The following is a 25,403-nucleotide window of genomic DNA, read 5'->3' on the forward strand; positions in this document are numbered from 1 at the left end:
TCCTCGACGCGCTAGCTTCTTCGGCTTGTCCGCTGTGCCACCGCGCCGCCCCGGGTCCACCCACGCCGCCCGCGTCGTCGGCGCGCTCGTCGCTGCCCTCGGCTCGCGCCGGACGACCTTCGGGCTCGCCATCGCCGCCGCGGTCGCCGCCGCGCTGATCCAGCACCTCGTCTACCCGGCCTTCTCCTGGAACCGCGACGAACCCGTCTATCTGTGGCAGGTCGAGCTGTTGCGGCAGGGCCAGCTCAGCGGGACCGACGGAGGGTTCCCTGCGCTGTTCCACCCGTGGCTCAGCGCCTGGCGCGACGGACAGTTCTTCACCCAGTACCCCCTGGGCTGGCCGGTCGTCATCCTCGCCGGCACCTGGATCAGCTGGCCCGGTGCCGCCATCAGTGCCGCCGCCGCACTCGCGGTCAGCGGGGTCAGCGCCCTCACCCACCAGCTGTCGGGAGATCGTCTCCTCGCCAACGTCGCCGGGTTGGTCCTGTTGTGCTCGCCGATCTTCGCCGTGCAGGGCGGGCTCTACCTCAACTACCTGTTCACCACCGGCCTCGGCCTGTGGTTCCTCGTGCTGTTCCTCGGGGCGGTCCGGACGCGATCGCCGTGGCGTGCCGCCGCGTCCGCGATCCCGTTCGGATGGATCGTGTGCACCCGGACCTTCGACGCGGTCCTCTGGGGCAGCGTCGCCGTCGGCTACGTGGCCGTGGTCGAGCGTGGACGGTGGAACCGGCAGCTGCGCACCGCCGCCGGGTTCGTCGCGGCACTGGCTCCCTTCGTCGCCATCCAGCTCCTGCACAACCGGGCGCTCACCGGTTCGCCGTTCACCTTCCCCATCACCGCCAAGGATCCCCTCGACACCTTCGGGTTCGGTCATCGCCGGCTCATGCCTGCGTTCGAGTCCGAGGGCTACGGCCTCCGTCGTGCGGTGGTCAGCACCGTCAAGCACGGGTTCTTCCTCCCGTGGTTCCTGGTGGGCGCCTATCTCGGCGTCGCAGTGGCTGCGGCCACGGCGTGGTTCCACCGACGCCGATCGTCCACGTGGCTCCTGGTGGCTCTGATCGTGGTGTTCCCGGTCGGCTACTTCGCGTTCTGGGGCACCTACGTCTCCTCGCTCACCGTCCGGCTCAGCGGTCCGATCTACTTCGTCCCCCTGTACGCCCCACTGGCCATCCTCATCGCCACCGGTCTGGTGGAGCTGGCACGCCAGCGGCCGCGGGCGACGATGGCCCTGGTGATCGTGCTGGCGGTGATCACCGTTCCGGTCACCACCGGACGGCTCGGTCTCAACCGCGAGCTCAGCCGGGCCCAGGTGGCCTGGCGCGACTCGGTCGCGGGCCTCGACGAGCCCGCGGTGGTGGTCGTGGCCGCCACCTCGTACCTCCTCTACCTCAACCCCTTCTCGGCCAACACCCCCGACATCGACGGCGACATCATCTATGCCACCAACTCGTCGCCGACGGTGATCGATCTCCTCGACGCCCATCCCGAGCGCGAGCACCTCCTCCAGCGGACGGAGCTGCCGCCGGAGCAGCTGCTCCCCTCGGAGCGACCTCGCCGGTCCAGGATCGTGCTCGAACCCATGGAGGTGATCGAGGACGAGGCCGTCCTGGTCACGGCCCGGATCGTGCCACCTCGCGACGGGGAGCGGGTCTGGGCGCACCTCGACCTCGGCGATGAGGAGACCTGGCGCTCGCTGACCTATGACTCCGAGGCCGGGACGCCCATCGAGACCTCCTGGCTGCTCGCCACCTCGGACTCGTCTGCTTCGGTGCGAGACGATCCCGACACCGTCATGCTGCCACGGGGATATCTCACGGTCTCCTTCGGCGCGACCTTCGGCGCCGCGCCGCGCCGAACCCGGCTGACGCCGTTCGTGTTCCAGCGGTTCCACCTCCGCACCGTCGACGGGGTCGAGGTCCTGACGCCAGGTCCGAGCTTCCGCGGTCGCGAGCAGGACGACCTGCCCTTTCCCGTGCGTTGGGATGCGGTGCTCGACAATCCCGAGCTCAGCGTGGAGGTCGATCCCTGACCCCTCGACCGCCGGTGCGCAGCTCCCACGCCGCGGCGGCCGCGACGACCACGCCGAGCGCGGCCCACGCCACCATCGGGCGATCGAGGGGGTAGCTGGCCAGGAGGAACGCCGGCGCGGCCACGGCGGCCACGTAGCGCAGCCGTGGCCACCACCCGACCGCAACGGTGCCCAGCGCGGCGACCACTCCGACCCATGGCCGGCTGACCACGAACATGGCTGTGCCCGTTGCCGCCGCCGCCACCGCGAGCGCAACGGCCCCGGGCCGTCGGCCATCGCCGGTTGATGTGGTCGGGCTCTGGGTAGCGGCCACGGCCCCCGGCGATGGTCGGGTGCCGATCACCAACCCCAGGCAGATCCCGATCGCGAACACCGACACCGCCAGCGCCCACCACACGATCTGCTGAGGCTCCCACCTCAGCTCGACCGCGATGGTGCCCGCCGCGTCGGGTTCGACGAGCCAACCGTTGGCATAGCCGTTCACGAGGGTGCGGTCGCCGACCGAGAGCTCGGCTCCGGTGGCGTCGTCGGTGGCGGTGGCCGTCCATCCGTCGTTGATGCTCTGGCCCAGCACCACCCACACCGGGTTCCCGTCGCTGCGAACCGTGGCGCTCCAGGACGTGCGGCCGGCACGGACCTCGACCAGATCGGCGGGAGCGGGACCGGTCCGGCCATGATCCTCGGCGGTGGCCCCAGCCTCGGCCGGGGCGCTCAGCACCAGGCGGTCGAGGTCCAGACCCGACTCGTGGCCGGGCGTGGCAACCATCCGGTGCCGTCCCGCTCCCAGCTCGACCGCGCCATCGCAGAGCTCCACCTCCAGCCCGTCGCGCATCTGGTCCGCTCGACCGTGCACCCGCACCGCAAGTGGCTCGCCGTCGAGATCGACCAGATCGTCCCGGCATCCTGTGTCCAGGCGGTCGACATCGTCGATCCCAGGGTTCGGGCTCCCCACCTCCACCTCGCTGATGGCGACCGGCAGCGTGGCCATCGGCGCGGGATCGCCGGGCGGTGAGCTACGGCGCTCGACGTCGATGATCTCCAATTCGAGTTCCTGGCCGGTGATCGGGTTCATCTCCAGCTCGATCCGGTGGAGCGAACCCGGGGTCCCCGGATCCGGGGAGCTCTCGAGTCGATGGGTCGCGACGATCTCGCCGTCGACGCGCAGCGCCAGCTCGGTGGGCACCGAGTGCAGCTCATCGTTGGCCACGTCGACCGACACCGACCTCGTGCTGAGCGGTTCGTCGTAGCGGACCCGGATGGATTGGCCCACCTGGGGACCGAACGCTGCGGTCCACGCCGTGTCCTCGTCGCCGTCAAAGGCCGACGAGGCACGGGCGTCGATGTCGCCCTGCAGCCGGCTCGTGGCCTCGACCACCCCCGCCGGACGGCTGCCGAGCAGCTCATCGAGCACCGCGTCGGGAGCCCCTGGGTTGGCCCGGACGGTGCCCCCGAGGGTGAACCGCCGATCGCCGGGAAGCTCGAAGGTTCGATCCAACCACCGTTCGGCATCGGTGCGTCCCCGCGCGTAGGGGTCGTAGCGGAGGCGGGTCAACACCACGTCGAGGCGATGGTCACCGGCGTCCTGTCCGGCCCGGTCGAACAGCTCGCGGGGGAGGACCACGGTCTCGGCCAGCGAGACCCCCGGTATCTGCACCTCGGCGAAGCCCACCGCGTTGGCCAGCTCCGGTTCGAACCCCGGGTCGGACACGCCGGTGATCTCGATCTCGAACCGCTGGACCGGTTCGTCGAGGTCGAGCGGGATCGGTTGCCCGGTCGGCGATGACGAGGTGGCGTCGAGCTCGACATCCACGGGTGGCGCAGCATCGAAGTGGATGCGCACGCGCTCGACGACCCGGTCTCGGGGACCATCCTGGGGCTGGACGAGCACGATCTGGTCCGGGGCGATCGCCTCGTCGAGCGCGACCGACACTCGCTGGCCTCGGGGATCAGCCCCTCCGATGCGCCACGCCGTCGCCAGGTCGTCGTCGAAGGCGGCGAAGGCCCGGTCCTCGGGACGGGCCGCCCCGCCGGTGATGCTCGCGCTGACCTGACCACCGAGGTGCTCGACCACCGTGCGGGCGTCATCGGAACTCCCGGTGAAGGGGTCCAGGCGCACGTCGTAGCCGGTGGGTTCGATGAGCGTCTCCCCCGCACGCTCGGTCGGTCCTCGTGTGTCGCGGATGGCATAGAACCAGGTCTGGATGCGGCGACGATTCGAGTCGGTCAGGACCAGGTGGGCATCGCGGGACAGGGCGTGGTCCAGCGCGACGTCGTCGAGACCGGCCGAGTAGAGCAGTAGCGAACGCCCGTCGACGAGTCCTGCCGCCGCGGCGTCGACCACACCGTCGCCGTCGCCGGCGAGCACGATCGGGCCGCGGGAGTCCTGAACGCGGAGCACTCCCGACGCATCGGAGATCTCCAGGGACGTGATCGGGGGAACCGGTCCATCGACCAGGGGTGGTCGGGCCCCCCGCAGCGCGGCGAAGTTCAGATGCCGTGGGTCGACCGGAGCGAGACGGCGTTCGGGCTCATTGACCGCGACGTCGCCGAAGGTCGCGAGCCCGGAGACCCCTGGCGTCGCCGGCTGGGTCAGCGCCGACCAGAGGCGATACGGCTCGGGGGCCCGGAACCGCTCGAACTGCAGGTCCGATCGGATCACCACGTCTCCGGCCCCGAACAGCCTGGCCACGGGAGCCAGCGACTCGGGTTCGACGATGCCCTCCTGCATGCGGCGGTCGAGAGCATCGAGCAGGTTCGCGGTCGCGGCCGACCCGTAGGGGAGCACCTCGCGAGCCAGGTGGGGGCGGTCGATCAGCGCCGGGAGCACCGGCTCGACGGTGTTGCCCCAGCGGTGCGCGGCAAAGGGGCTACCGGGCACCTCGAGCACCCTCGACGGGTTGCCCGTCGGGAGCGCGCCGCGGGCGTCGAGATGCTCGGCAGCCTCGACCCATTCGTGGGGGAGGGATTCCGGACGGTCGAGGTGCTCGGAGAGGTAGCCGTGAACGCCGATCGGCGCCATCGTGGCCAGCGCCGCGACCACCAGCAGGCCGGCACCGAGGCGCCGGTGCTCGGAGCGGGGCATCGACTCGATCCAGGTGGCGAGCACCACGACAACACCGATGAGCAGCACTGGCACGATCCGGTGGGAGTTGCGGAACGCCAGCCCCACGGTGGTCTCCTCGCCGAACCATCGAAACCCCCGGCCGAACCAGCTGGGGTCCCGGTAGGGCCAGGCACCGACGGCGACCACCGTCGCCACCGCCATGCAGGCCACCGCGAAGACCCGCCGGGCGCCGGTGGTGAGCACCGCCGCGGCGAGGGCCAGTGCGGGGATCACGAGGCTCACCGCGATCACCCACGGCGTGTCGAGATAGGACTCGGCCTGGTCGATGGAGTACCCCAAGCGGTCCTCTCCTGCGAAGAACCAGTTGCCGAGCCCGCGGAGCACGTCATTGGGCATCGACCACCGGGCGACCTCGGCAAGGTTCTCGGTGACCGCCAGCACCGGCATGCCATAGGCCCCCTGCACCCACAGCCCCGCGAGCCACCAGGCCGACGCCAGCAGCGACAACGCGCCGATCCGCACCGCCGTCGCGGCCGATCGACCGGCCTCGGAGAGCCCGCCCAGGGCGTGATGCATCACGACGAGGATCGGGCCGATCGCAACCAGTGCCAGCGACGTGGCGTTGACACCAGCCACGGTGGCCACCGTCAGGGCGATCAGCGCCGGATGGCGCCATCCTCCCCACCTCAGGGCCCGGCGGGTCAGTTCCACCAGCCACGGCAGGCCGACCCAAGGCAGCAACAGCACCGAGGCTCTCGCCGTGAAGGCGAGCTGATAGGGGCTGAGCGCATAGACGAGCGCGCCGGCGAAGGCGACGCACGGTCCTGCGCCGAGGTGTCGGAGCAACCACCTGGCCCCCAGCGCGGCCAGGAAGGTCAGCGTGCCGAGCCAGAGGCGTTGGGCCACCCAGTCGGGCACGCCGAGCTGTTCGAAGGCCCAGAACCACGGGCCCATGGGCCACAGGTAGCCGATGTGTTGGTGGGGGACGGTTCCGGCCCCATGGGACGGGTCCCACATGAAGGCCGCTCCCTCGAGGAACCGGCCCGGATCGACATAGAGCGCCTGCTTGCTGTCGGCGCTGACCCGACCGGGCGACGACAGCAGGAACGGGAGGTAGGCGATCACCGCCAGGGCGGCGAACTCGCCGGCACGCGCCAGCCCGACCCACCCGGGGCGCCGCAGGTTCACCATTGGGGCCCGATGCTACCCCTCACCACCGCTTCGCCTTCGCGTACCCCACCAGACCTGCCCGAGCAGGTACGGTACTGCCCTGCCTGACCTCGACCTGACCCAGATGCCTGCTCGCTCGTGACCCGCACCAACCGTCCAGCACCGAGGCAGGCGCTCCCCTACCTCGCGTTCGCAGCACTCTGCTACGTGCCGCTGGTCCTGACCCGGCCAGGTTGGTTGAGCGCCGACACCAAGTCGTACCTCTACATCGATCCCGGACGCCTGTTGAGCCGGGCCTGGTCGATGTGGGACCCCCAGATCGGACTGGGGACCGTGTCGCACCAGACCATCGGCTACCTGTGGCCCATGGGCCCGTGGTTCTGGGCGTTCGAACAGCTCGGGGTCCCCGATTGGCTCGCGCAGCGCCTGTGGTGGGGCACCTTGCTCTTCCTCGCCGGGGCCGGGGTCGTGTACCTGTTGCGCCGGTTCGACTGGCCGCCGGTGGCCATCTGGCCCGCCGCACTGGTCTACGCGATGACGCCCTATGTCCTCACCCACATCGCACGCCTCTCGGGTGTGCTTCTCCCCTACGTGGGGCTCCCGTGGATGCTCGCGCTGACGGTCCTGTCGATCCGAAGCCAGCGGTGGCGTCACCCGGCCCTGTTCGCGCTGCTGGTGACGACGGTGGGAAGCATCAATCTCACGGCGCTGGTCTTGGCCGGTCTCGCACCGGTGATCTGGGTGGTGTATGTCGCCGTCACCGGCCAGGAGCGGCTCGGACAGCTGGTCCGGGCCGTGGGGCGTATGGCGGTGCTCACGGTGGTGACCAGCCTGTGGTGGCTGGCCGGTCTGGCCGTGCAGGCTTCGCACGGGATCGACATCGTGCGCTACACCGAGACCGCGGAGGTCGTGGCCCGCACCTCGACCGCGTTCGAGGTGCTCCGGGGGCTGGGCTACTGGTTCTTCTACGGGGGCGACAAGCTCCAGCTGTGGCTCGAGGTGAGCTACCTCTACACCCAGCGCCCGTGGTTGCTGGCGGTCACCTTCGCGCTGCCCGGCCTGGCACTGCTGGGTCCGGCGATCGGGCGGTGGCGTCACCAGGCGTTCGCCGTCGCCCTGCTCGTCGTCGGTGCGCTCGTGGCGATCGGCGCCCACCCGTGGGGCGACCCCAGCCCCTTCGGTCGAGCCCTGCAGTGGTTCCTCGCCACCGAGCGGGGGCTCGCGTTCAGGAGCCTGCCGCGTGTCGCCCCTCTGGTGGCGCTGGGGTCAGCGCTGCTCATCGGCACGGTCGTCGGAACGCTGGCCACGCGCTGGCCACGGCAGGCCAGGGCGGGAGCCGTGGCGGTGGTCGCCCTCGCCGTGGCCGGCTTGGCGCCGCTGTGGCAACGCTCGCTGGTGAACGACAACCTGTCCCGTCAGGACATCCCCGCCTACTGGCACGATGCCGCCGACACGCTCGAGTCGCGCGACGACGGCACGCGAGTCCTGGCACTGCCCGGCAGCGACTTCGCCTCCTACCGATGGGGTATGACGGTCGATCCCGTCATGCCGGGCCTCACCGATCGTCCCTACGTGGCGCGCGAGCTCGTGCCACACGGCGGCGCCATGGGGGCCGACTTGCTGAACGCGCTCGACCTGCGGCTGCAGGAGAACACCATCGACCCGGACTCGATCGCCCCGGTGGCCCGTCTCATGCGGGCAGGCGACGTGTTGGTCCGAAGCGATCTGGAGTTCGAACGCCACAACACCGCGCGTCCACGCACGGTCTGGCGGATCCTCACCCACGCGCCGGGTCTGGAGGCGCCAGTCGGGTTCGGCGATCCGGTCCCCAACGAGGCAGGACCCATCCTCCAGCACCTCGACGAGCAGTGGCTGCTCTATGAGGGCACGCTGCCCGACCCGCCACCGGTCGCGGTCTTCGACGTGGCCGACGCGGTTCCGATCGTGTCGGCGAAGCCGGCCGAGGCCCCGCTGCTGCTCGCCGGCGACGGCGCGGGGATCGTGGACGCTGCAGCTGCAGAGCTCATCGACGGGACCGAGCTGATCCGCTACACCGGCAGCCTCGATGCCGAGGAGATCGAGGCCGAACTGGCCGGCGGAGCCACCCTGCTCATCACCGACACCAACCGCAAGCGTGGCGAGCGGTGGGGCGCGCTGCGTCACAACCGGGGCCACACCGAACGCCTCGACGAGTCGCCCCTGCGAGAAGATCTGGCCGACAACCGCCTTCCCCGCTTTGCCGACGCTCCTGCCTCGGCCCAGACAGTGGCCATCCAACGGGGTGGGGTCACCGCCGACGCCACGGCCTACGGCAACCCGATCACCTACGCCGGCGAGGAGCGGGCCGCTCGCGCGGTCGACGGCGACCCTCGCACCGCGTGGAGCGTCGGCGTGTTCTCCGACGCCCGTGAGGAGCGTCTGAGGGTGCAGCTCGACGATCCCCACACGCTCGACTGGATCCGCCTGCAGCAGATGTCCCCCGAGGACTCGAACCGCGTCATCACCGAGGTTCGCATCACCTTCGACGGCACCGACCACATCGACGTCGAGCTCGATCCCAGCTCCTGGGAGGAACCGGGCCAGCTCATCACCTTCCCGGCACGAGAGATCGACCAGGTCGAGGTCGAGATCGTGGCCGACACCGCCGGGGACCCGCCCCGGTTCGGTGAGTTCGGGCCGCTCGGCATCGCCGAGCTCACCCTCGGTCCCGACTCACCGACGATCGACGAGATCATCAAGGCCCCCACCCACGCCGTGGACGCGGCCGGCGACCGCCTCGCCACCGCCCCGCTCGGGGTGGTCCTCACCCGCATCCGCCAGGACCCGACCGACCGGACCCGAGACGACGAGGAGCGCTCGATCCGGCGACTCGTCGAGCTCGGTGCCGATCGCTCCTTCAGCTTCGACGCGGTGGTCCGCCTCTCGGCCCGGGCCGAGGATCCCGTGATCGACCAGCTCATCGGGCACACCTCACCCGAGGTGGAGGTCTTCGCCACCGACCGCATGGACGGCAGCCGGCGCGAGCGGGCGGCGGCCGCGTTCGACGGCGACGCGACCACCGCCTGGAAGACGCCGTGGGGCCAGCCCACCGGTCACGCCATCGCCGCCGAGGTGGCGCGACCCCGCACCTTCGACGGCTTCGACCTCGTGGTGGTCACCGACGGGCGCCACTCGGTCCCGAGCCGGCTGAGGGTCACCGTCGACGGAACCGAGGTCGCGGTGGTCGACATCGCCGAGCTGGAGCACCTCCCCGAGCCGGGCGCCACCACCACCGTTGCGGTGGAGTTTCCCGCCACCGAGGGCGAACGTCTCGAGGTCGAGGTCGTCGCTGCACACGAGGTGCGATCCATCGACTGGACCGAGGCACGCCCGCTCGCCCACCCCATCGGCATTGCCGAGTTGGGTGTCCCCGGGCTCAGCCTCGGACCGGCCCCCGAGCGGATCGACACCGGGTGCCGCGACGATCTCGTGCGCATCGAGGGCCGACCCGTATCAGTGCGGGTCACCGCCGGCACCGAGGCCGCGATGGCCGGTCGGCCCCTGTCCGTCACCCGGTGTGATCCCGACCCGATGGCGCTGCAGGCAGGCGACAACGAGCTGATCGTCGCTCGTGGGGTCGACACCGGGCTCGACTTCGACCAAGTCGTCCTCTGGAGCGATGCGCCCGACCCCCCTCCCTCGCCCGACGACCCGGCCGAGGTGGCAGACATCGAGATCGTCGATGAACAACCCCATGCCATCACCGCCGAGGTGGCCGGTCTCGAACCGGGTCGACCGGTGTGGATCGTCCTCGGCCAGAACCTGTCCACCGGCTGGACCGCCAGCGCCGGGGACGTCGACCTCGGCGAGCCGCGGCTGGTCGACGGTTACGCCAACGGTTGGCTGCTGGTCCCCGACTCGACCGAGGTCACCATCGAGCTCGCATTCGCCCCGCAGAACAGGGTGAACCTGGCGCTGGCCGGGTCCGCTGTCGGCGTGCTGGTGTGCCTCGCGCTGGTCGTGCTGCATCGCGGCGATCGACCGCGGCCCGATCCCGCTCCGCCGCTTCGGCCCGACCCCTCACCGTGGCGCTACGACGGCCAGCGACCGTCGGCGGCGGCCGCGGTGGCGGCCGCGGCAGGGGTCGGGCTCGTTGCGGCGGCGTTCGGTCCCCCGCTGATCGCGTTGGCCCTCGCGATCGTGGCCGGCCTGGGGGCACGGCTCGATCGCTCCCGACCGATGGTGGCAGTGCTTCCGGCCGGGTTGTTCGGGCTCGCCGCGCTGTACGTGATCGCCTGGCAGCTACGACACTCGATCCAGCCGGGGATGGAGTGGGTCGGCGAACTCGAGCGGGCCCACCCGATCGCCCTCGCCGCCATCCTCGCGCTCCCGATCCATCCACTGCTGAGATGGCTCTGGCGCCGTGGTCCGGACCAGCGCGAGGACTGGTCCTCCCAACGGGACACCGCCACACCTGCCAACTAGCCTGCCGCCCGCACGCCGTTCGAGAAGAGTTGCCGATGACCGACACCGCCCCAGACTCCGCCACACCCGACGTCGTCGTGATCGGTGCCGGCCCGGCCGGCCTCACCGCCGCGTTCCAGCTGGTGAAGTACGACATCGCCCCGACCGTGCTCGAGGGGACCGACCAGGTCGGGGGGATCAGCCGCACCGTCGAGCGCGACGGCTGGCGGTTCGACATCGGCGGGCACCGGTTCTTCACCAAGGTCCAGGAGGTCGAGGACCTCTGGCACGAGATCCTTCCCGACGAGGACTTCCTCCTGCGTCCACGGATGAGCCGCATCTTCTACCGCGGCAAGTACTACGACTACCCCTTGCGGGCGATGAACGCCCTGGGCAACCTCGGGGTCCTCGAGGCGGTCCGCTGCGTGCTGTCCTACGTGTGGGCCCGCATCCGCCCCCCGAAGAACCAGCACACCTTCGAGGGCTGGGTCACCGCCAAGTTCGGCAAGCGCCTCTACCAGCACTTCTTCAAGACCTACACCGAGAAGGTGTGGGGTGTTCCCGCCGACCACCTCGCCGCCGACTTCGCCGCCCAGCGCATCAAGAACCTCGACCTGAAGAAGGCGATCATCAACGCCCTCATGCCCAGGCGCAACCAGAAGGAGATCACCTCGCTCATCGAGGAGTTCCAGTACCCCAAGTACGGGCCCGGCCAGATGTGGGAGGTGTGTCGCGACAAGGTCGAGGCGGCAGGCACCAAGGTCGTCATGGAGAACAAGGTCCGCAAGGTCCGTCACCGCGACGGCCGGGCCACCGAGTTGGTGGCGGTGGGGCCCGATGGCAGCGAGACCACCTACCCGTTCGATCACGTCATCTCCAGCATGCCGCTGGCGACGCTGGTGCGGATCATGGAGCCGTCGCCACCCGACGACGTCCTGGCCGCGGCCAACGGGCTCAACTTCCGCGACTTCCTCACCGTGGCCCTGGTGGTTCCCGCCGAGTACTCGTTCCCCGACAACTGGATCTACATCCACTCCCCCGAGGTGCAGGTCGGTCGGATCCAGAACTTCGGCTCGTGGTCGCCGTACCTCATCAAGGAGGGCCACACCTGTCTCGGTCTGGAGTACTTCGTCTTCGAGGATGAGGGCCTCTGGGCCGAGGACGACGACGACCTGGTCGCCCTCGCCGCCCGCGAGCTGGAGGTCCTCGGGCTCGTCGAGGCCGACAAGATCGAGGCGGGATACGTGGTGCGGATGCCCAAGGCCTATCCGGTCTATGACGAGGGCTATGACGACCACGTGGCGGTGCTGCGCCGCTGGATCGACGAGCACGCCCCCAACGTGCATCCCGTCGGCCGCAACGGCATGCACCGCTACAACAACCAGGACCACTCCATGTACACCGCGATGCTCTCGGTCGAGAACATCGTCGAGGGGACCAACCACGACATCTGGTCGGTCAACGTCGAGGAGGAGTACCACGAGGAAGCGAGCTCCTCGGTGAAGGAGGGCGGCCGCGCCACAGGTACCGGCCGCGACGCCCCGGTGCTGCCCAAACGTTCCTGAGCACGCATCTCCCGAACCGGTCATCCTGGCCCCGTCAAGACGACGACTGGTGACCAAGACGACGACTGGTGACCTCTCTGCCGGCAAGAAGTGCCTTCCTGGGGCGTTTTGCGCCGGCAGAGTGGATTCACCTGTGGGCAGCGTCGGCGAGTTCAACCGACGTCGCCCAGGTGCCGGTCGTCGACAGGGCGCACGCGCCCGTGCCCCCGCGCTCAGTAGGGAGGGTTGCTCTCGGTGTGGCCGAACCAGCGGTCGGCCAGCCGGGGCTGACCGGCGGCGAGCAGCACCTTGATGGCCAGGTTGCGGATGAACCACGGCAGCTGGGCCAGTTGCCGGAGCGCGTTCACCACCCGGCCGCCGGGGCCCAGTGGCTCCTTGCGGTACTCCGCCAGCGAACGCGAGCGGCCGACATAGCGCCACTCGGCCGACGCCACGAGATCGGTGAGGATCGCCATGGTGACGCCCACCGAGCTGAAGGAGTCGTGGATGAGCATCGTGCCTCCGGGCCTCACCTTGGCCCCGAAGGCCCGTATGTCACCCACCGCCGGCTGGTACTGGTGGGCGCCGTCGACATAGAGGAGGTCGATCGTCGCCTCGACATCGTCGAGCGCGTCGTGGGAGAACTTGCGGACGTGGGTCACCCGGTCGCGGACCCCGGCCGCGTCGAGGTTGGTGTTGAAGGCCTTGTTGTCGATCTCGGCCTCTTCCTGCTGGGTGGACCCTTCACCCCGCAGGGTGCCCCGATCGTTGCCGGCGTGGGGATCGATGGCGACCAGGGTCGTGCCCGGACCGGCGGCGGTGGCCAGGATGACCGCGGAACGACCCCGGAAACTGCCGATCTCGACCAGCTGCGCGCCGGCCTCGAGCGTCGCCGCCGCGTTCCACAGTCGCTCGGCCTGGTCGGTCGAGAGCCAGCCCTCGATCCCCTCGACCTGCTGGAGAGCCTCGGCGAAGGTCGGAGTGGTGGTGCTCATCAGCAGAGGTCCTCGTCAGACGGCGGCGATCCGCAGACCCGTTCGGGCCGGTGCGTAGTATACGCACCGGCCCTGATCCGCCTTCCCCCAGCGAGCCCGCCGCGTGACCCCACCTGCCCACGAGCGACCAACCTCAGCAGGCCCCGAGACCCTCGACACGCTCCGCACCATCGCCGACAGTGCTGGCCTCGCCCGCATCCAGCTCCTCGCCTGGCGAGAGCTCGCCGATCCCGAAGCCGGAGGCTCCGAAGTCCACGCCCACGAGGTGATGCGCCGGTGGGCCGCGGCCGGACTGGCGGTCACCATCCGCACCTCGGCCGCGGCCGGGCACCCCCCGGTCGGCTACCGCGACGGCTACCGGTCGATCCGGCGGGGCGGGCGCTACACCGTCTTCCCGCGAGCAGCGCTCGGTGCGGCCGCCCACAGGATGGGACCCCGCGACGGCCTGGTCGAGATCTGGAACGGCGTCCCGTTCCTGTCGCCGATGTGGGACCGCGGGCCCCACATCGCGGTGGTCCACCACGTGCACGGTCCGATGTGGGAGATGGCCCTCGGTCGCCACCTCGGTCGGGTCGGCGAGCTCATGGAGCGCCGCGTCGCCCCACACTTCTACCGGCGAACCCGCATCGTCACCCTCTCGCAGTCCTCCCACGACGAGCTGGTCGACGACCTCGGCTTCGACCCCGAGATGATCGAGATCGTGCCGCCCGGCATCGATCCCCGGTTCGCGCCCGGTCACCCCAAGTCGCCGACACCGCTCATCGTGTCGGTCGGGCGGCTGGCGCCGGTCAAGCGGTTCGATGCCCTTGTCCGCAGCGTGGCCCAGGTGCGCGACCGGCATCCTCACCTGCGTCTGGTCATCGCCGGGGAGGGCACGGAACGACCGGTGCTCGAGGCCGAGATCGCACGACTCGGGGCCGCCGACTGGGTGTCGCTGCCGGGTCGAGTCCCCGACGACGAGCTGGTCGAGCTGTTCCAGCAGGCCTGGCTGGTGACCAGCGCCTCGCTGGTCGAGGGGTGGGGCATGACCCTCACCGAAGCGGCAGCCTGTGGCACCACCGCGGTGGCGAGCCGAACGACGGGACACCTCGACGCGGTGGCCGACGGGGTCACCGGCGTGCTGGCCGATGACGACACCGAGCTGGCCGGAGCCATCGACCAGGTCCTGTCCGACGCCGAGCTCCGTGATCGGCTGTCGGCCGCGGCCCTCGAACGCTCGGCCCAGTTCTCCTGGGACGCCACCGCCGAGGCGATCCTCTCCATTCTTGCCCGGGCCGCGGCCGACCAGCGGACCAAGGCTCGGTTCCGCTCACGCGCCACCTAAGGTCTTGGGCCATGCGCACCGAACCCGTCCTGCTCGTCCACGGATTCGCCACCTCGGCCACCCGCACCTGGGCCGAACCCGGATGGATCGATCTGATCACCGAGGCCGGACGTGAGGTCATCGCGGTCGATCTGCTCGGCCATGGTGACGCTCCCAAGCCCCACGATCCGGCCGAGTACGAGCGCATGGACCAGCACCTGCTCGACCAGCTCCCCGCCACCCCCGTCGATGCCATCGCCTTCTCGCTCGGAGCCCGCCTCACCCTCACCCTCGCCACCCGCCACCCGGACCGGTTCAGCCGCATCGTCGTCGCGGGCATCGGCGAGAACCTGTTCGGCTCAGAGGGTGGCAGCACGATCGCCGACGCGATCGAATCGAGCGAGATCCCCGAGAACCTCACCGCCCGTCACTTCAAGGATCTGGCCGAGACACCGGGCAACGACCCGCAGGCGCTCGCCGCGTGCATGCGCCACCCGTTCGCCGCGCTCGACGAAGACCAGCTCGCTCGGGTCACCAATCCGGTGCTGGTGGTGCTGGGCGATCAGGACTTCGTCGGGCCCGCCGACCGGCTCGTCGCCGCCCTCCCCGATGCCCGGCTGGTCACGTTGAAGAAGATGGACCACTTCGGCACGCCGAAGGACTTCACCTTCATCGACGAGGCGCTGGGGTTCATCGACGCTCGCCCGTTCTGAACCCGCTCAACGCCCGTCCACCCTGGGGTTCGGCGGTGGCATCGGCGTCGTCGAGGTCGGCGACCGCCTCGGCGCGCTCGTACCACGCATCGAGGATCTCCCCGGCGAGCCACTGCCCCACCACCGGCGCCTGCTCATCGGTGATGTGGACACCGTCGGGGCGGATCTGGGGGTCCAACGGGCCGCCGGGCAACGCCTCGAACCACCCTCGGAGATCGACCATGGTGGCCTCGGTGTCGGGGTAGCGGGCGATCTCGGCGGCCACCAGCTCGTTCCATCGGATGAGACGCTCGGGGTCGCTCGCGGGGTCGGGGGCGTTGCCGAGCTGGTTCATGCTCTGGTCGATCGGAGGGCTGGTCAGCCACACCACCAGGTCGACATGGTCGGTGAGCACCTCGAGCGCCAGACGGATCTCGTTGGCGGCGTGCTCGTCGTAGCGGGGATCGCCGAGCGCGATCCACTCGTTGGTGCCCTCGAGCATCCGGTCGCTGGCATCCCACGGGGCGAACAGCACCACCGCGATGTGCGGCTCGTGCTCGTCGAGCACCGACGACCACCGCTCGGGCCAGCTCGCACACAGGTCGCTCAACGGATACTCGGACCCGAACGAGCGCATCACCGCGGTGCGCACCAGACCACACCCCAGCACGGTGCTGCCGGGGACCACGAGCACCTCGCCGGTCGTGGTGTCGACGTGGAGCAGCCCGTAGTAGGGACCGATCGCGGTCGAGTCGCCGAACAACGCGACGCGAGGCACCCTCACCGTGTCGAGCTCCTCGTCGGTCTCGGCTTCGTCGGCGAGCCGGGACTGGCGCTCGGCGTCGAGCTCGAGCTCGCTGAACGGGTCGATCTCGCTTCCGAACGATGCGGACTGCATCATCGTGGGCGGCTCGGAGGGAACTGCGAGGACCCCCGCGAAGAGCGCCACCACCGTCGCGGGCGCGGCGACCAGGGCCACGCGCCCCCGCAGCCGCACGCCGGTGCGGATGGGACGCTCGACCACCACATAGGACACCACCGACACCGCCAGGGTGACCGCGCACCGCAGCGCGAACAGCGTCCAGCCGTCGAGCCCGGTGCGCGAGGCGTTCAACCACAGAAAGATCGGCCAGTGGAAGAGGTAGACGCCATAGGAGATCAGTCCGAGCCGGCGGAGCGGCTCGAACCCGGCCACCCGGCGTATGGGCCCGGGGCGCGAGACGGCGAAGAGCACCAGCACCACCGCCAGCGCGTGCAGCGCGAACCCACCCCGGTACAGCCCGGGCGAGCTCACCGGCACCTGGGTCCAGACATAGACGATCGCCCCCAGTGCCACCGCTCCCCCCATCTGGAGGGTCGCCTCGGCCAGGCGTCGAGGGGGTCGGCCGGTGTGGCCACTCAGCCACCGCTGCCACACCAGCGCGGCGCCGGCGCCGATGAGCAGCTCCGCCGCCCTGGTGTCGGTGCCGTAGTAGGCCCGGGTGGTGTCGCCACCGCTCTGGTACACGACGGCCATCCACAACGTGGAGGCCGCCACCAGCGTGGCGAGACCCACAGCCAGGGCCCACCGCCGTCCCCCCGCCAGCATGAGCAGGCCGGCGACGAACAGGGGGAAGACGACGTAGTACTGCTCCTCGATGGCCAGCGACCACAGGTGGGTCACCGGAGACGGCTCGGCGAAGAGCGCCTCGTAGCTGCTGTCGGTGAACACGAAGCGCCAGTTCGCGACGTAGGCCAGGGCGGCAACGACATCGCCGGGGAGGTCGCGCTGCACCACGGGGGAACCGGCGGCGATGCCGTAGACCAGGGCGCCGGCAAGCGCCAACCACGCCGCAGGGAGCAGACGGCGGGCGCGACGCTTCCAGAACCGGAGCAGGTCGATGCGACCGTTCTGCACCCGCTCGTCGATGAGCAGCGAACAGATCAGGAACCCGGACAGGGTGAAGAACCCGGAGACGCCCAGATAGCCGCCGGTCGCCCACGAGAACCCGCCGTGGAAGCACAGCACGGCGATGACGAACACGCCTCGGAGACCGTCGAGGCCGGGTTGGTACCCGAGGGGGGTGGACTGGGTGGTGACCGGGAGCATCAGCGATGGTTCTGGGTTGGTGGAGCGCTACGTGCTGCACCCGCCCGCTCGGGTCGCTCCCTGGGTGGTGTGTTCTCCCCACCGCCCACGGTGACCTACCGTGACGGCATGACGTTCATCTTCGGCGTCGACCTCGATGGCGTCTGCGGAGAGTATACCGCTGCCCTCGCCCCCATCGTGGCCACCCACCAGGGACGAGCCACCGAGGAGCTGGAACCGCCGACGACCTGGGACTTCTCGGACTGGGGCCTCGACCGGCCGACCTTCGAGCACCTGCACCGCCGGGCGGTGCTCGATCACCGCATCTTTCGGACCATGCCGGTGGTGGCCGATGTCGCGGAGGTGCTGTGGCGCCTCTCCGATGCCGGGGTCTGGATCCGGGTGATCAGCCACCGGCTGGCGGTCAACTGGGGTCATGCGGTGGCGGTCTCCGACACCGTCGAGTGGCTCGACCGGGCGGGCATCCCCTACCGCGACCTGTGCTTTCTGGGCGACAAGCCCCAGATCGAGGCCGATCTCTACATCGACGATGCTCCCCACAACGTCGTTGCCCTACGGGAGCAGGGCAACGACGTCATCGTCTTCGATGCCGCCTACAACCGTCACCTGGACGGGCCCCGGGCAAGCGACTGGTTGGCCGTCGAGCACCTGGTCTCAGACGCCGCATCCCGGGCTGGGCTCCCGGTGCAGACCCAGTTCGGTGGGTTGGTGGAGCCGAGCGAACGCCTCGGGGCACGGATCGATCCCCCCACCGACCGCCCCTGAGGAGTCTGCGGTTGTGGCAGGATGCTGCGGTCGTCAGCAAGGGGGAAGACATGCGTGCAGCAGTGCTCAACTCGATTCCGGGCTCGCTCCAGATCGAGGACATCGACATCGCGTCACCCGGGCCCCGCGAGGTGCTCATCGAGGTGGCGGCTGCCGGACTCTGTCACAGCGACCTCCACTTCATCGAGGGCAAGTATCCCTACATGACGCCCACGGTGCTCGGCCACGAGTCGGCGGGAATCGTCCGGGCGGTCGGCGACCAGGTCACCTATGTCCAACCCGGTGATCACGTGATCACCTGCCTGTCCGTCTACTGCGGCAACTGCGAGAACTGTCTGACCGGCCACCTGTCGATCTGCTCGAACTCGGCAGCCACCGACCGCGGGCCCCAGGACGCCCCCCGCTTGTCGCGGGGGGACGAACCGGTCCATCAGTTCCTCAGGATGTCCTCGTTCGCCGAACAGATGCTCGTCCACGAGCACGGAGTGGTGAAGGTTCGCGACGACATGCCCCTCGACCGGGCGGCGCTGATCGGGTGTGGGGTCACCACCGGTCTCGGTGCGGTGTTCAACACCGCCAAGGTCGAGCCGGGCACCACGGTCGCGGTCATCGGGTGCGGGGGCATCGGGCTCAACGCCGTCCAGGGCGCACGCATCGCCGGGGCGAGCCGCATCATCGCCATCGACATGCTCGACGAGAAGCTCGAGCTGGCCACCCAGTTCGGAGCCACCGACGTGGTGAACGCCGGGGAGCAGGATCCGGTCAAGGCCGTGCAGACCCTGACCGACGGGGGCGTCCACTACTCGTTCGAAGCGATCGGACTCAAGGTGGCGGCCGAGCAGTCGTTCAACATGTTGCGCTCCGGAGGGACCGCCACAGTGATTGGCATGATCCCTGTCGGCCAGAACCTCGAGCTGCCCGGCGTCTCGTTCCTCGGCGAACGCAAGATCCAGGGCTCGGCCATGGGTTCGAACCGGTTCCGGGTCGACATGCCCCGCTACGTCGACCTCTACCTGGACGGCCGACTGAAGCTCGACGAGTTGGTGTCGGCCCGCATCGTGCTGGACGAGGTCAACGACGGCTTCGAGGCCATGAAGCAGGGCTCGATCGCCCGCAGCGTCATCACCTTCGACTGATGGTGAGCACACCTGGGCGTCCGGGGGCCTGAACCGAGGTCAGGCCGCGGTGGCCCTCGCCATGGCGTGTTGCACGACCTCGAGCAGCGCCATCTTGGTCGACTCGCGCTCGCGAGCGTCGCACTCGATCATGGGCACATCGTCCGGGACGGCCAGCGCCTCGCGCAGGTCCTCGATCGAGTGGTTGGCGATGCCGTCGAACGCGTTGTGCGCGACGACGAAGGGAACGTCGCGGGCCTCGAAGTAGTCGACCGCGGGGAACGAGTCGGCGATGCGGTTGCTGTCGACCAGCACCACCGCACCGATCGCTCCCCGGACCAGGTCGTCCCACATGAAGTGGAATCGGGGCTGGCCCGGCGTTCCGAACAGGTAGAGGACCAGGTCGTTCCCGAGCGAGATCCGGCCGAAGTCCATGGCGACGGTGGTGGAGGTCTTGCCGGTGACCGAGGAGATGTCGTCGACGCCGACGCTCACATCGGTCATCGCTGCCTCGGTGGTCAGCGGCGAGATCTCCGAGATCGAACCGACGAAGGTCGTCTTGCCGACCGCGAACCCCCCGGCGACCACGATCTTGACCGGGATCGGCCCTGCGGGCTCGGCGTCGTCCTCAAAGTGCTTGGAGGCCATCGAGCACCCTTTCGAGCAGTCTCAGGTCGGGACGGTCCCCGACGTGGTTGGGGCGGTGCACCGCGATCAGGCCCTCTCCGGCGAGATCCCCGACCAGCACCTTGGCCACACCGAGGTGTAGGCCGAGGTGGGCCGAGATCTCCGCGACGGACTGCGGCGTGGAGCACAAGGCCACGATCCGACCGCGTTCGAGGGTCAGCGTCTCCTGGTCGGCCAACCCCTGCGGCGTGGAGCTGACCATCGCTTCGATCGGCAGTTCGGTCCCGCCCCTGGTTCGACCGCCGGTGATGGCGTAGGGCCGGATCCGGACCCCCAGGTCTGGTTCTTCTGGATCGGACGTGGTCATCGTGGCAACGCTCCTTGCAGCTCCGCCCGAAGCTCAGGCGTCAGGACGGCTCCTGTCTTTTCGACCAGGAGCGCCATCTCGTAGCCGACCAGCCCGACGTCGCAGTCCGAGCCGGCCACCACCGACAGGCACGACCCGTCGCTGATGCCGGTCACGAAGAGGAAGGCCCGCTCCATCTCGACGATGACCGACTGCACGGGACCACCGCCGAAGCGTCCGGCCGCGCCGTAGGCCAGGCCGATGAAGCCCGACGCGACGGCGGCGAAGCGATCGGCCGCCTCACGAGAGAGACCAGCCGAGACCGCCATCGGCAACCCGTCAGCGGACACGACCACCGCCTCGCTGACGCCGGGAACCCGGTCCACGAAGTTGGTGACGAGCCAGTTGATGTTGCTTGCCGCAGAGCTCAGTTCAGTCATCGATCAGATCCCTCTCAGTTCGTCGAGTCCGAGCCGCTGTCGCTCGGTCCCGTTCCGTCGCTGGGCTGGTTGGCCCGCTGCAGGCCCGACCGGTAGCGGGACAACATGGCCCGCACCTCCTCGGGTGACCGCTGTGAGGCGGCAACCGAGGTGGAACTACCCGGGCGTTCGACCGACTCCTCGGCCGGTGCTTGAGCACGCGGCACCCGCCGGACGAGGCCAGCGGAGGTGACCCCGCCATCGCTGGGGGTCGAATCGGTGTCACCGTCGCCCGAGCTCATGGCCGCGTCGCTGAACAGGCTCGGTGCGCTGCTCGGTTCACTGGGCGCTGTCTCATCGGTGTTCCTGTCGTCGTGGTGTTCGTCGTCGGCCGCCGTGGAGTCCTCACCCATGAGCGCAGCCAGGCCGGCATCGAACGCCTCGCCTTCGGGCACCGCCGAGGCCAGCGACGTGCTGGCCGGCGCCGGCGACACCCAGTCGGGAGCCGGCTCCTCCGGTTGTGGCAGGTCAGGCTCGAGATCGAGCACCGGCGTCGACCCTGCCGGCTCGTCGGCGGACGCGGGCTCCGGCTCGGGCGAGGCCACTTCTTCCTTCTGGTCGGGCTCGACGCGGACCTCGGGGGCTGCGTGGAGCACCGCGTCCGGGAGGGTCACCAGTGCGGTGACACCACCGGTGGGCGAGGACGTGAGGCGGATGTTGATGTCGAAGCGGTCGGCGAGGCGCCCGACCACGGTGAAGCCGAGCGACCGCGAGAGGGTCAGGCCCACCAGCGGAGGATCGGCCAGGAGCCGGTTGGCCTCCGCGAACTGCTCCTCGCTCATTCCGATGCCCTGGTCCGAGATCGAGATCACATAGCCGTCGGGGCTCTGGTGCCCGAGGATCTCGACGTTGGTCTCCGGTGGCGAGAACGAGGTGGCGTTCTCCATGAGCTCGGACAAGAGGTGGGCCACGTCCATGGCGGCGGTGCCGGTCACCATGGCGTCGTCCAGCGACAGCAGGTTGAGCCGGGCAAAGTCCTCGACCTCACCGATCGCCACTCGCACGACGTCGGCCAACGGCACCGGCTTCGATCGCCGGTGGCCGGTGTCGACCCCGGCCAGCACGAGCAACGACTCTGCGTTGCGCCGCATGCGGGTGGCCAGGTGGTCGAGCTTGAACAGGTCTTCGAGGACGTCGGGGTCCTCCTCGGAACTCTCGAGCTGGTCGATGAACTCGATCTGGCGGTCGAGCAGGGTCTGGTTGCGACGAGCGAGGTTGACGAAGATGTCGCCGATGCCCTTGCGCAACAGGCTCGCCTGCTCCTCGGCCACTTCCACCGTCACCCGCTGGATGGAGTCGAAGGCGTCGGCGAGGTGGCCGATCTCGTCGGTGCGACGCATCCCGATCGGTTCGAGGGTGACCCCGCCTGAACTCTCCGACGGGTTGCGGAGGCGTTCGACCAGTGCGGGAAGCTGCTCTCCCGAGAGCCGGTCGGCTGCGTCGGTCAGCTCCCGCAGTGGCCGGGTGACACGACGGGCCACGACCACCGCCAGGACCGCGGACAAGAGGACAGCGGCAGCGGTCACCAACAGGAAGAGCAGCGCCGACTGCTCGGAGTCGCTACGCACCGTCGACACGTAGCTGGACACCTCGCCCAGGATCTCGTCGCCCAACCCTCCGATGGCCTCGAGTCGGCTCTCGCTGAGGTCGACCCAACGGGCGGCATCGAAGTCGAGCTGAACCGGCTCGCCGATCGCGCTGCCGTCGCCGATCCAGTCGATGGAGGTACCGGCCTCCTCGATGACCTGGAGGCGCATGCGCTCGGCTTCCTGGGCCTCGGAGGAGCCGAGGGCGCCGCGCAGCTCCGACTGCAGCTCGGCGGGCGAGATGTCGTAGAAGAGGGATTCGTAGCGCTCGAACGATGCTTCGGAGTCGCGCATCGACCGCCACAGCCGGCCCTCGGCGTCGAACTGCCCGTTGGCGAGGGCCACGACGAGCGCGGCGCCGGTCCGGGCCGACGCCTCCTTGGCCTGGGCCAGCGCGGAGAACGAGGCGAGATCGGCCGACACCTCGACCACGGGCACGGTGTTCGACACCTCGCTCATGAGACTCAGGTGGTCATCGATCGCCGAATCGAAGCCGCTGCGGACGATCCAGACGTCGGTCGATTCGGAGTCGATGGTGCTGCGGAACGAATCGATCCTGGAGCGGTGCGCCGCCGCGCTCTCGATCAGCGAGTCGAGCGCCGGGTCGTCCGAACCGAGCACCGCGTCCGCAGCATCGGAGAAGCGGTCCCACTCGGCATCGGCACGTGCGCGCCGTTCGTCGAGCAGCTCGCTCACGTCCTCGCCGCTGGCCAGGGCGTACAGCGAGAGGTTGCGCTCCCACTGCATCGTCGTCACCGTCGCACTGCTGGCGGCTGCCAGCTCGATGTACTCGTCGGCAGCGCGCGCGTCGGACGCCTCCTCGAGACGGTCGTTGGCCCCGACGCCGGCCACCACGACCAGCACGATCAACGGCGGCAGGATGACTGCCAGCAGCTTGGTCCCCAGCTTGGTGTTTCGCAGCATCATGTCCCTCGCGGACTCGACAGCGGTAGAAGCACGAACGCGCTTCGTGATGCATCTCCATCGGACATGAGTTCCCGATCTTGAGCGCAGAGCCAAGAGGGGCCGTTTGGCCCATATCGAGCGACGATGGTCGATCGGCGAACCGACGCTTGGCTAGCGTGCCGGTATGAGTTCCAGCACGTCTGGCTTGGAAGGCCGACTCGACGAGGTCCCCTTCGCCGATGTCCTGCGGCTACTGCAGTCGTCCCGCCAGGAGGGCACCCTGCACCTCGAAGGTGAATCCTCGATCGTGGTCGTCGTGGCGCCGGACGAGGTCCGCTTGGCGGCCAACGGTGTCGACCTCGGCCTCCGTCAGGCGGTCCTCGGCGGTGGTCTCGTCGATACCGGCACCTGGGACCGGGTGGTGGCCGAGACCGCGGACGCCGCCGAGCCGGGTGCGGCGGTCCGGCTCCTCGAGCAGCGCGGTGCCGACCCCCAGCGCCTGCGGTCGCGCCTCTACGAGCACACGGTGAGCACCTTGTTCGAGCTGCTCCTCCCCAGCGATGCCCGCTTCCACTTCACCCGGGGCGAATCGCATCCCTTCGCGTCCGAGCCGGGGTTCCCCTTCGACGATGTGCTCGCCGACGTCCGCCACCGGGTCGAGGAGTGGCGCGAGATCGCCACCTCGATCCCGAGCACCGACATGGTGCTGCGTCGTACGGCCCGGCTCCCGCTCTCGAGCGGCCCGATCACGTTGTCACCCGAGGAGTTCGAGCTCCTGGGCCTGCTCGACGGCCGGCGCGACATCACCCAGCTCATCCAAATCCTCGGCATGAGCGCCTTTCGGGTCATGACCCTGCTGCACCGTCTCGTGCAGGTCGGAGCGGCCGAGCCCGTGGAGGCGCAGCGGTGAGCTCGGACACCACGATGGCGGCCTCCTCACCCGTCGGCTCCCTGCTCGGCTTCATCGACGCCGCGCCCACGCCGTACCACGCCGTGCACCACGCGGCGTCCACGCTGCGCGCCGCAGGGTTCGAGCCCCTCGCTCGCACCGAGGCGTGGCCTGCCGGGGCCGGGCGATGGTACGTGGCCGAAGGCGGCGCGCTGATCGCCTGGGCCACCACCGAGGGTCCCGCTCCCGAGACGCCCTTCCGGATCGTCGGCGCCCACACCGACAGCCCGAACCTGCGGATCAAGGCCCGACCCGACACGGGGCGCGCCGGCTGGCGCCAGATCGGCGTCGAGGTCTACGGCGGGGCGCTGGTCAACTCGTGGCTCGACCGTGATCTGGGCCTGGCCGGGCGGCTCACGGCCCGCGATGCGGGTGCCCCGATGGGCTACTCCACCCATCTGGTCCACATCGATCGGCCCCTGTTGCGCGTGCCCCAGCTCGCCATCCATCTCGACCGCGAGATCAACGAGAAGGGTTTGAACCTCAACCGCCAGCAGCATCTCGTGCCGGTGTGGGGCCTCGGCGTACCCGAGCCGGGTGAGCTGGGCGAGCTCGTCGCGACCGAAGCGGGTGTCGATCCTGCCGCGGTGCTCGGGTGGGACCTCATGCTGCACGACGTGACGCCCTCGACGGTCGCCGGGGTCGATTCCGACCTCATCTTCGCTCCCCGGCTCGACAACCTCTTCTCGTGCTTCGCCGGGATCGAGGCCCTCATCGCCGCCGCCGATGCCGAACCCGCCGGCGTGGTGCCGGTGGTCAGCCTCTTCGACCACGAGGAGGTCGGCAGCACCTCGGCCTCAGGGGCCGCGGGAACGCTGCTCTCCCAGGTGCTCGAGCACCAGCTCGTCGCCCGCGGCGGCGACCGCGCCGATCTGCTGCGCTCGCTCGCCGGCTCGGTGTGCGCATCGGCCGACATGGCCCACGCCACCCATCCCAACTACGTCGAGCGCCACGAACCCGACCACCACATCGTCCTCAACGGCGGCCCGGTGCTCAAGATCAACGCCAACCATCGCTACGCGTCCGACGCCGGCAGCGTGGCGGCGTTTCAGCTGGCCTGCGACGCGGCCGAGGTCCCGTGCCAGCGCTACATCCACCGCACCGATCTGGCGTGTGGGTCCACGATCGGACCGGTGACCGCGGCGGGCCTGGCCATCCCCACCGTCGACGTCGGGGTCGCCCAGCTCTCCATGCACTCGGTGCGCGAGCTGGCCGGCGCCGACGACCTGGTCCGCATGGTCGACGCCCTCGGAGCCTTCCTGGCACCGTCTCGATGACGCGACGCCGGCGCGGTGCTTGAC

Annotated in this window: 16 protein-coding genes; 9 read left to right on the top strand and 7 right to left on the bottom strand. The window is 69.9% G+C overall.

The window, feature by feature from the left end:
* Window positions 1-25 precede the first annotated feature (25 nt).
* Entirely contained in the window at window positions 26-2,029 is a 2,004-nt protein-coding gene (locus tag U5K29_14410; GenBank protein MDZ7679732.1) for a hypothetical protein, read from the top strand.
* Here the strand turns inward: U5K29_14410 and U5K29_14415 are convergent.
* The gene (locus tag U5K29_14415; protein ID MDZ7679733.1) at window positions 2,007-6,284 is read right to left on the bottom strand and encodes an alpha-(1->3)-arabinofuranosyltransferase family protein; all 4,278 of its coding nucleotides are present in this window, start codon (window positions 6,282-6,284) and stop codon (window positions 2,007-2,009) included. The two genes, U5K29_14410 and U5K29_14415, sit on opposite strands and share 23 nt — an antisense overlap.
* A gap of 186 nt (window positions 6,285-6,470) precedes the next feature.
* Here U5K29_14415 and U5K29_14420 point away from each other — a divergent pair, with 186 nt between their 5' ends.
* Window positions 6,471-10,727 (top strand): alpha-(1->3)-arabinofuranosyltransferase family protein, encoded by a 4,257-nt coding sequence (locus tag U5K29_14420; protein MDZ7679734.1) that lies wholly within the window; start codon window positions 6,471-6,473, stop codon window positions 10,725-10,727.
* Between the two features lie 35 nt (window positions 10,728-10,762).
* A complete protein-coding gene (locus U5K29_14425) occupies window positions 10,763-12,271 on the top strand; it encodes an NAD(P)/FAD-dependent oxidoreductase (protein MDZ7679735.1) in 1,509 nt (502 codons plus the stop codon).
* Window positions 12,272-12,483: 212 nt separating this feature from the next.
* Here the strand turns inward: U5K29_14425 and U5K29_14430 are convergent, their stop codons facing one another.
* Window positions 12,484-13,245, bottom strand: coding sequence for a class I SAM-dependent methyltransferase (locus U5K29_14430; GenBank protein ID MDZ7679736.1), 762 nt, complete (start codon window positions 13,243-13,245; stop codon window positions 12,484-12,486).
* Between the two features lie 103 nt (window positions 13,246-13,348).
* Between U5K29_14430 and U5K29_14435 the strand changes: the two genes are divergently transcribed.
* Entirely contained in the window at window positions 13,349-14,569 is a 1,221-nt protein-coding gene (locus tag U5K29_14435) for a glycosyltransferase family 4 protein (protein MDZ7679737.1), read from the top strand.
* A gap of 11 nt (window positions 14,570-14,580) precedes the next feature.
* Entirely contained in the window at window positions 14,581-15,261 is a 681-nt protein-coding gene (locus tag U5K29_14440; GenBank protein MDZ7679738.1) for an alpha/beta fold hydrolase, read from the top strand.
* On the opposite strand, the gene U5K29_14445 is transcribed toward U5K29_14440, so the two are convergent.
* Window positions 15,239-17,329: an acyltransferase family protein gene (locus tag U5K29_14445; GenBank protein MDZ7679739.1), complete on the bottom strand. Its 2,091-nt coding sequence runs from the start codon at window positions 17,327-17,329 to the stop codon at window positions 15,239-15,241. The genes U5K29_14440 and U5K29_14445 overlap by 23 nt on opposite strands.
* A 108-nt stretch (window positions 17,330-17,437) precedes the next feature.
* On the opposite strand from U5K29_14445, the gene U5K29_14450 reads away from it, so the two are divergent.
* The gene (locus U5K29_14450; protein ID MDZ7679740.1) at window positions 17,438-18,094 is read left to right on the top strand and encodes a hypothetical protein; all 657 of its coding nucleotides are present in this window, start codon (window positions 17,438-17,440) and stop codon (window positions 18,092-18,094) included.
* 50 nt (window positions 18,095-18,144) lie between these two features.
* Window positions 18,145-19,230 carry a Zn-dependent alcohol dehydrogenase gene (locus U5K29_14455; protein ID MDZ7679741.1) on the top strand — a complete coding sequence of 362 codons (1,086 nt, stop codon included), beginning with the start codon at window positions 18,145-18,147 and terminating at the stop codon, window positions 19,228-19,230.
* Window positions 19,231-19,269: 39 nt separating this feature from the next.
* Here the strand turns inward: U5K29_14455 and U5K29_14460 are convergent, their stop codons facing one another.
* Genes U5K29_14460 through U5K29_14475 form a run of 4 tightly spaced genes read right to left on the bottom strand, consistent with a single transcriptional unit; the run spans window position 19,270 to window position 23,174 of the window.
* A complete protein-coding gene (locus tag U5K29_14460) occupies window positions 19,270-19,857 on the bottom strand; it encodes an ATP/GTP-binding protein (protein MDZ7679742.1) in 588 nt (195 codons plus the stop codon).
* Window positions 19,838-20,203 carry a DUF742 domain-containing protein gene (locus tag U5K29_14465; protein ID MDZ7679743.1) on the bottom strand — a complete coding sequence of 122 codons (366 nt, stop codon included), beginning with the start codon at window positions 20,201-20,203 and terminating at the stop codon, window positions 19,838-19,840. The genes U5K29_14460 and U5K29_14465 overlap by 20 nt, the downstream gene beginning before the upstream one ends.
* Window positions 20,200-20,622, bottom strand: coding sequence for a roadblock/LC7 domain-containing protein (locus U5K29_14470; protein MDZ7679744.1), 423 nt, complete (start codon window positions 20,620-20,622; stop codon window positions 20,200-20,202). Before U5K29_14470 ends, U5K29_14465 begins: the two co-directional genes overlap by 4 nt.
* A gap of 14 nt (window positions 20,623-20,636) precedes the next feature.
* Entirely contained in the window at window positions 20,637-23,174 is a 2,538-nt protein-coding gene (locus U5K29_14475) for a nitrate- and nitrite sensing domain-containing protein (protein ID MDZ7679745.1), read from the bottom strand.
* 163 nt (window positions 23,175-23,337) lie between these two features.
* Between U5K29_14475 and U5K29_14480 the strand changes: the two genes are divergently transcribed.
* Both U5K29_14480 and U5K29_14485 read left to right on the top strand, forming a co-directional pair.
* Window positions 23,338-24,063, top strand: a complete 726-nt coding sequence (locus U5K29_14480; protein ID MDZ7679746.1) for a DUF4388 domain-containing protein — start codon at window positions 23,338-23,340, stop codon at window positions 24,061-24,063.
* Complete coding sequence (locus tag U5K29_14485) at window positions 24,060-25,379, top strand: M18 family aminopeptidase (GenBank protein ID MDZ7679747.1); 1,320 nt, start codon at window positions 24,060-24,062, stop codon at window positions 25,377-25,379. Before U5K29_14480 ends, U5K29_14485 begins: the two co-directional genes overlap by 4 nt.
* Window positions 25,380-25,403: the final 24 nt, after the last annotated feature.

The organism is Acidimicrobiales bacterium (assembly GCA_034521975.1).
GTDB lineage: Bacteria > Actinomycetota > Acidimicrobiia > Acidimicrobiales > SKKL01 > SKKL01.

Excerpts from the sequence above, each read along its gene's own strand:
- U5K29_14415 (MDZ7679733.1), bottom strand. The coding sequence starts at position 6,284 with ATGGTGAACCTGCGGCGCCCCGGGTGGGTCGGGCTGGCGCGTGCCGGC.
- U5K29_14425 (MDZ7679735.1), top strand. The coding sequence starts at position 10,763 with ATGACCGACACCGCCCCAGACTCCGCCACACCCGACGTCGTCGTGATC.
- U5K29_14430 (MDZ7679736.1), bottom strand. The coding sequence starts at position 13,245 with ATGAGCACCACCACTCCGACCTTCGCCGAGGCTCTCCAGCAGGTCGAG.
- U5K29_14440 (MDZ7679738.1), top strand. The coding sequence starts at position 14,581 with ATGCGCACCGAACCCGTCCTGCTCGTCCACGGATTCGCCACCTCGGCC.
- U5K29_14445 (MDZ7679739.1), bottom strand. The coding sequence starts at position 17,329 with ATGCTCCCGGTCACCACCCAGTCCACCCCCCTCGGGTACCAACCCGGC.
- U5K29_14450 (MDZ7679740.1), top strand. The coding sequence starts at position 17,438 with ATGACGTTCATCTTCGGCGTCGACCTCGATGGCGTCTGCGGAGAGTAT.
- U5K29_14455 (MDZ7679741.1), top strand. The coding sequence starts at position 18,145 with ATGCGTGCAGCAGTGCTCAACTCGATTCCGGGCTCGCTCCAGATCGAG.
- U5K29_14460 (MDZ7679742.1), bottom strand. The coding sequence starts at position 19,857 with ATGGCCTCCAAGCACTTTGAGGACGACGCCGAGCCCGCAGGGCCGATC.
- U5K29_14465 (MDZ7679743.1), bottom strand. The coding sequence starts at position 20,203 with ATGACCACGTCCGATCCAGAAGAACCAGACCTGGGGGTCCGGATCCGG.
- U5K29_14470 (MDZ7679744.1), bottom strand. The coding sequence starts at position 20,622 with ATGACTGAACTGAGCTCTGCGGCAAGCAACATCAACTGGCTCGTCACC.
- U5K29_14475 (MDZ7679745.1), bottom strand. The coding sequence starts at position 23,174 with ATGATGCTGCGAAACACCAAGCTGGGGACCAAGCTGCTGGCAGTCATC.
- U5K29_14480 (MDZ7679746.1), top strand. The coding sequence starts at position 23,338 with ATGAGTTCCAGCACGTCTGGCTTGGAAGGCCGACTCGACGAGGTCCCC.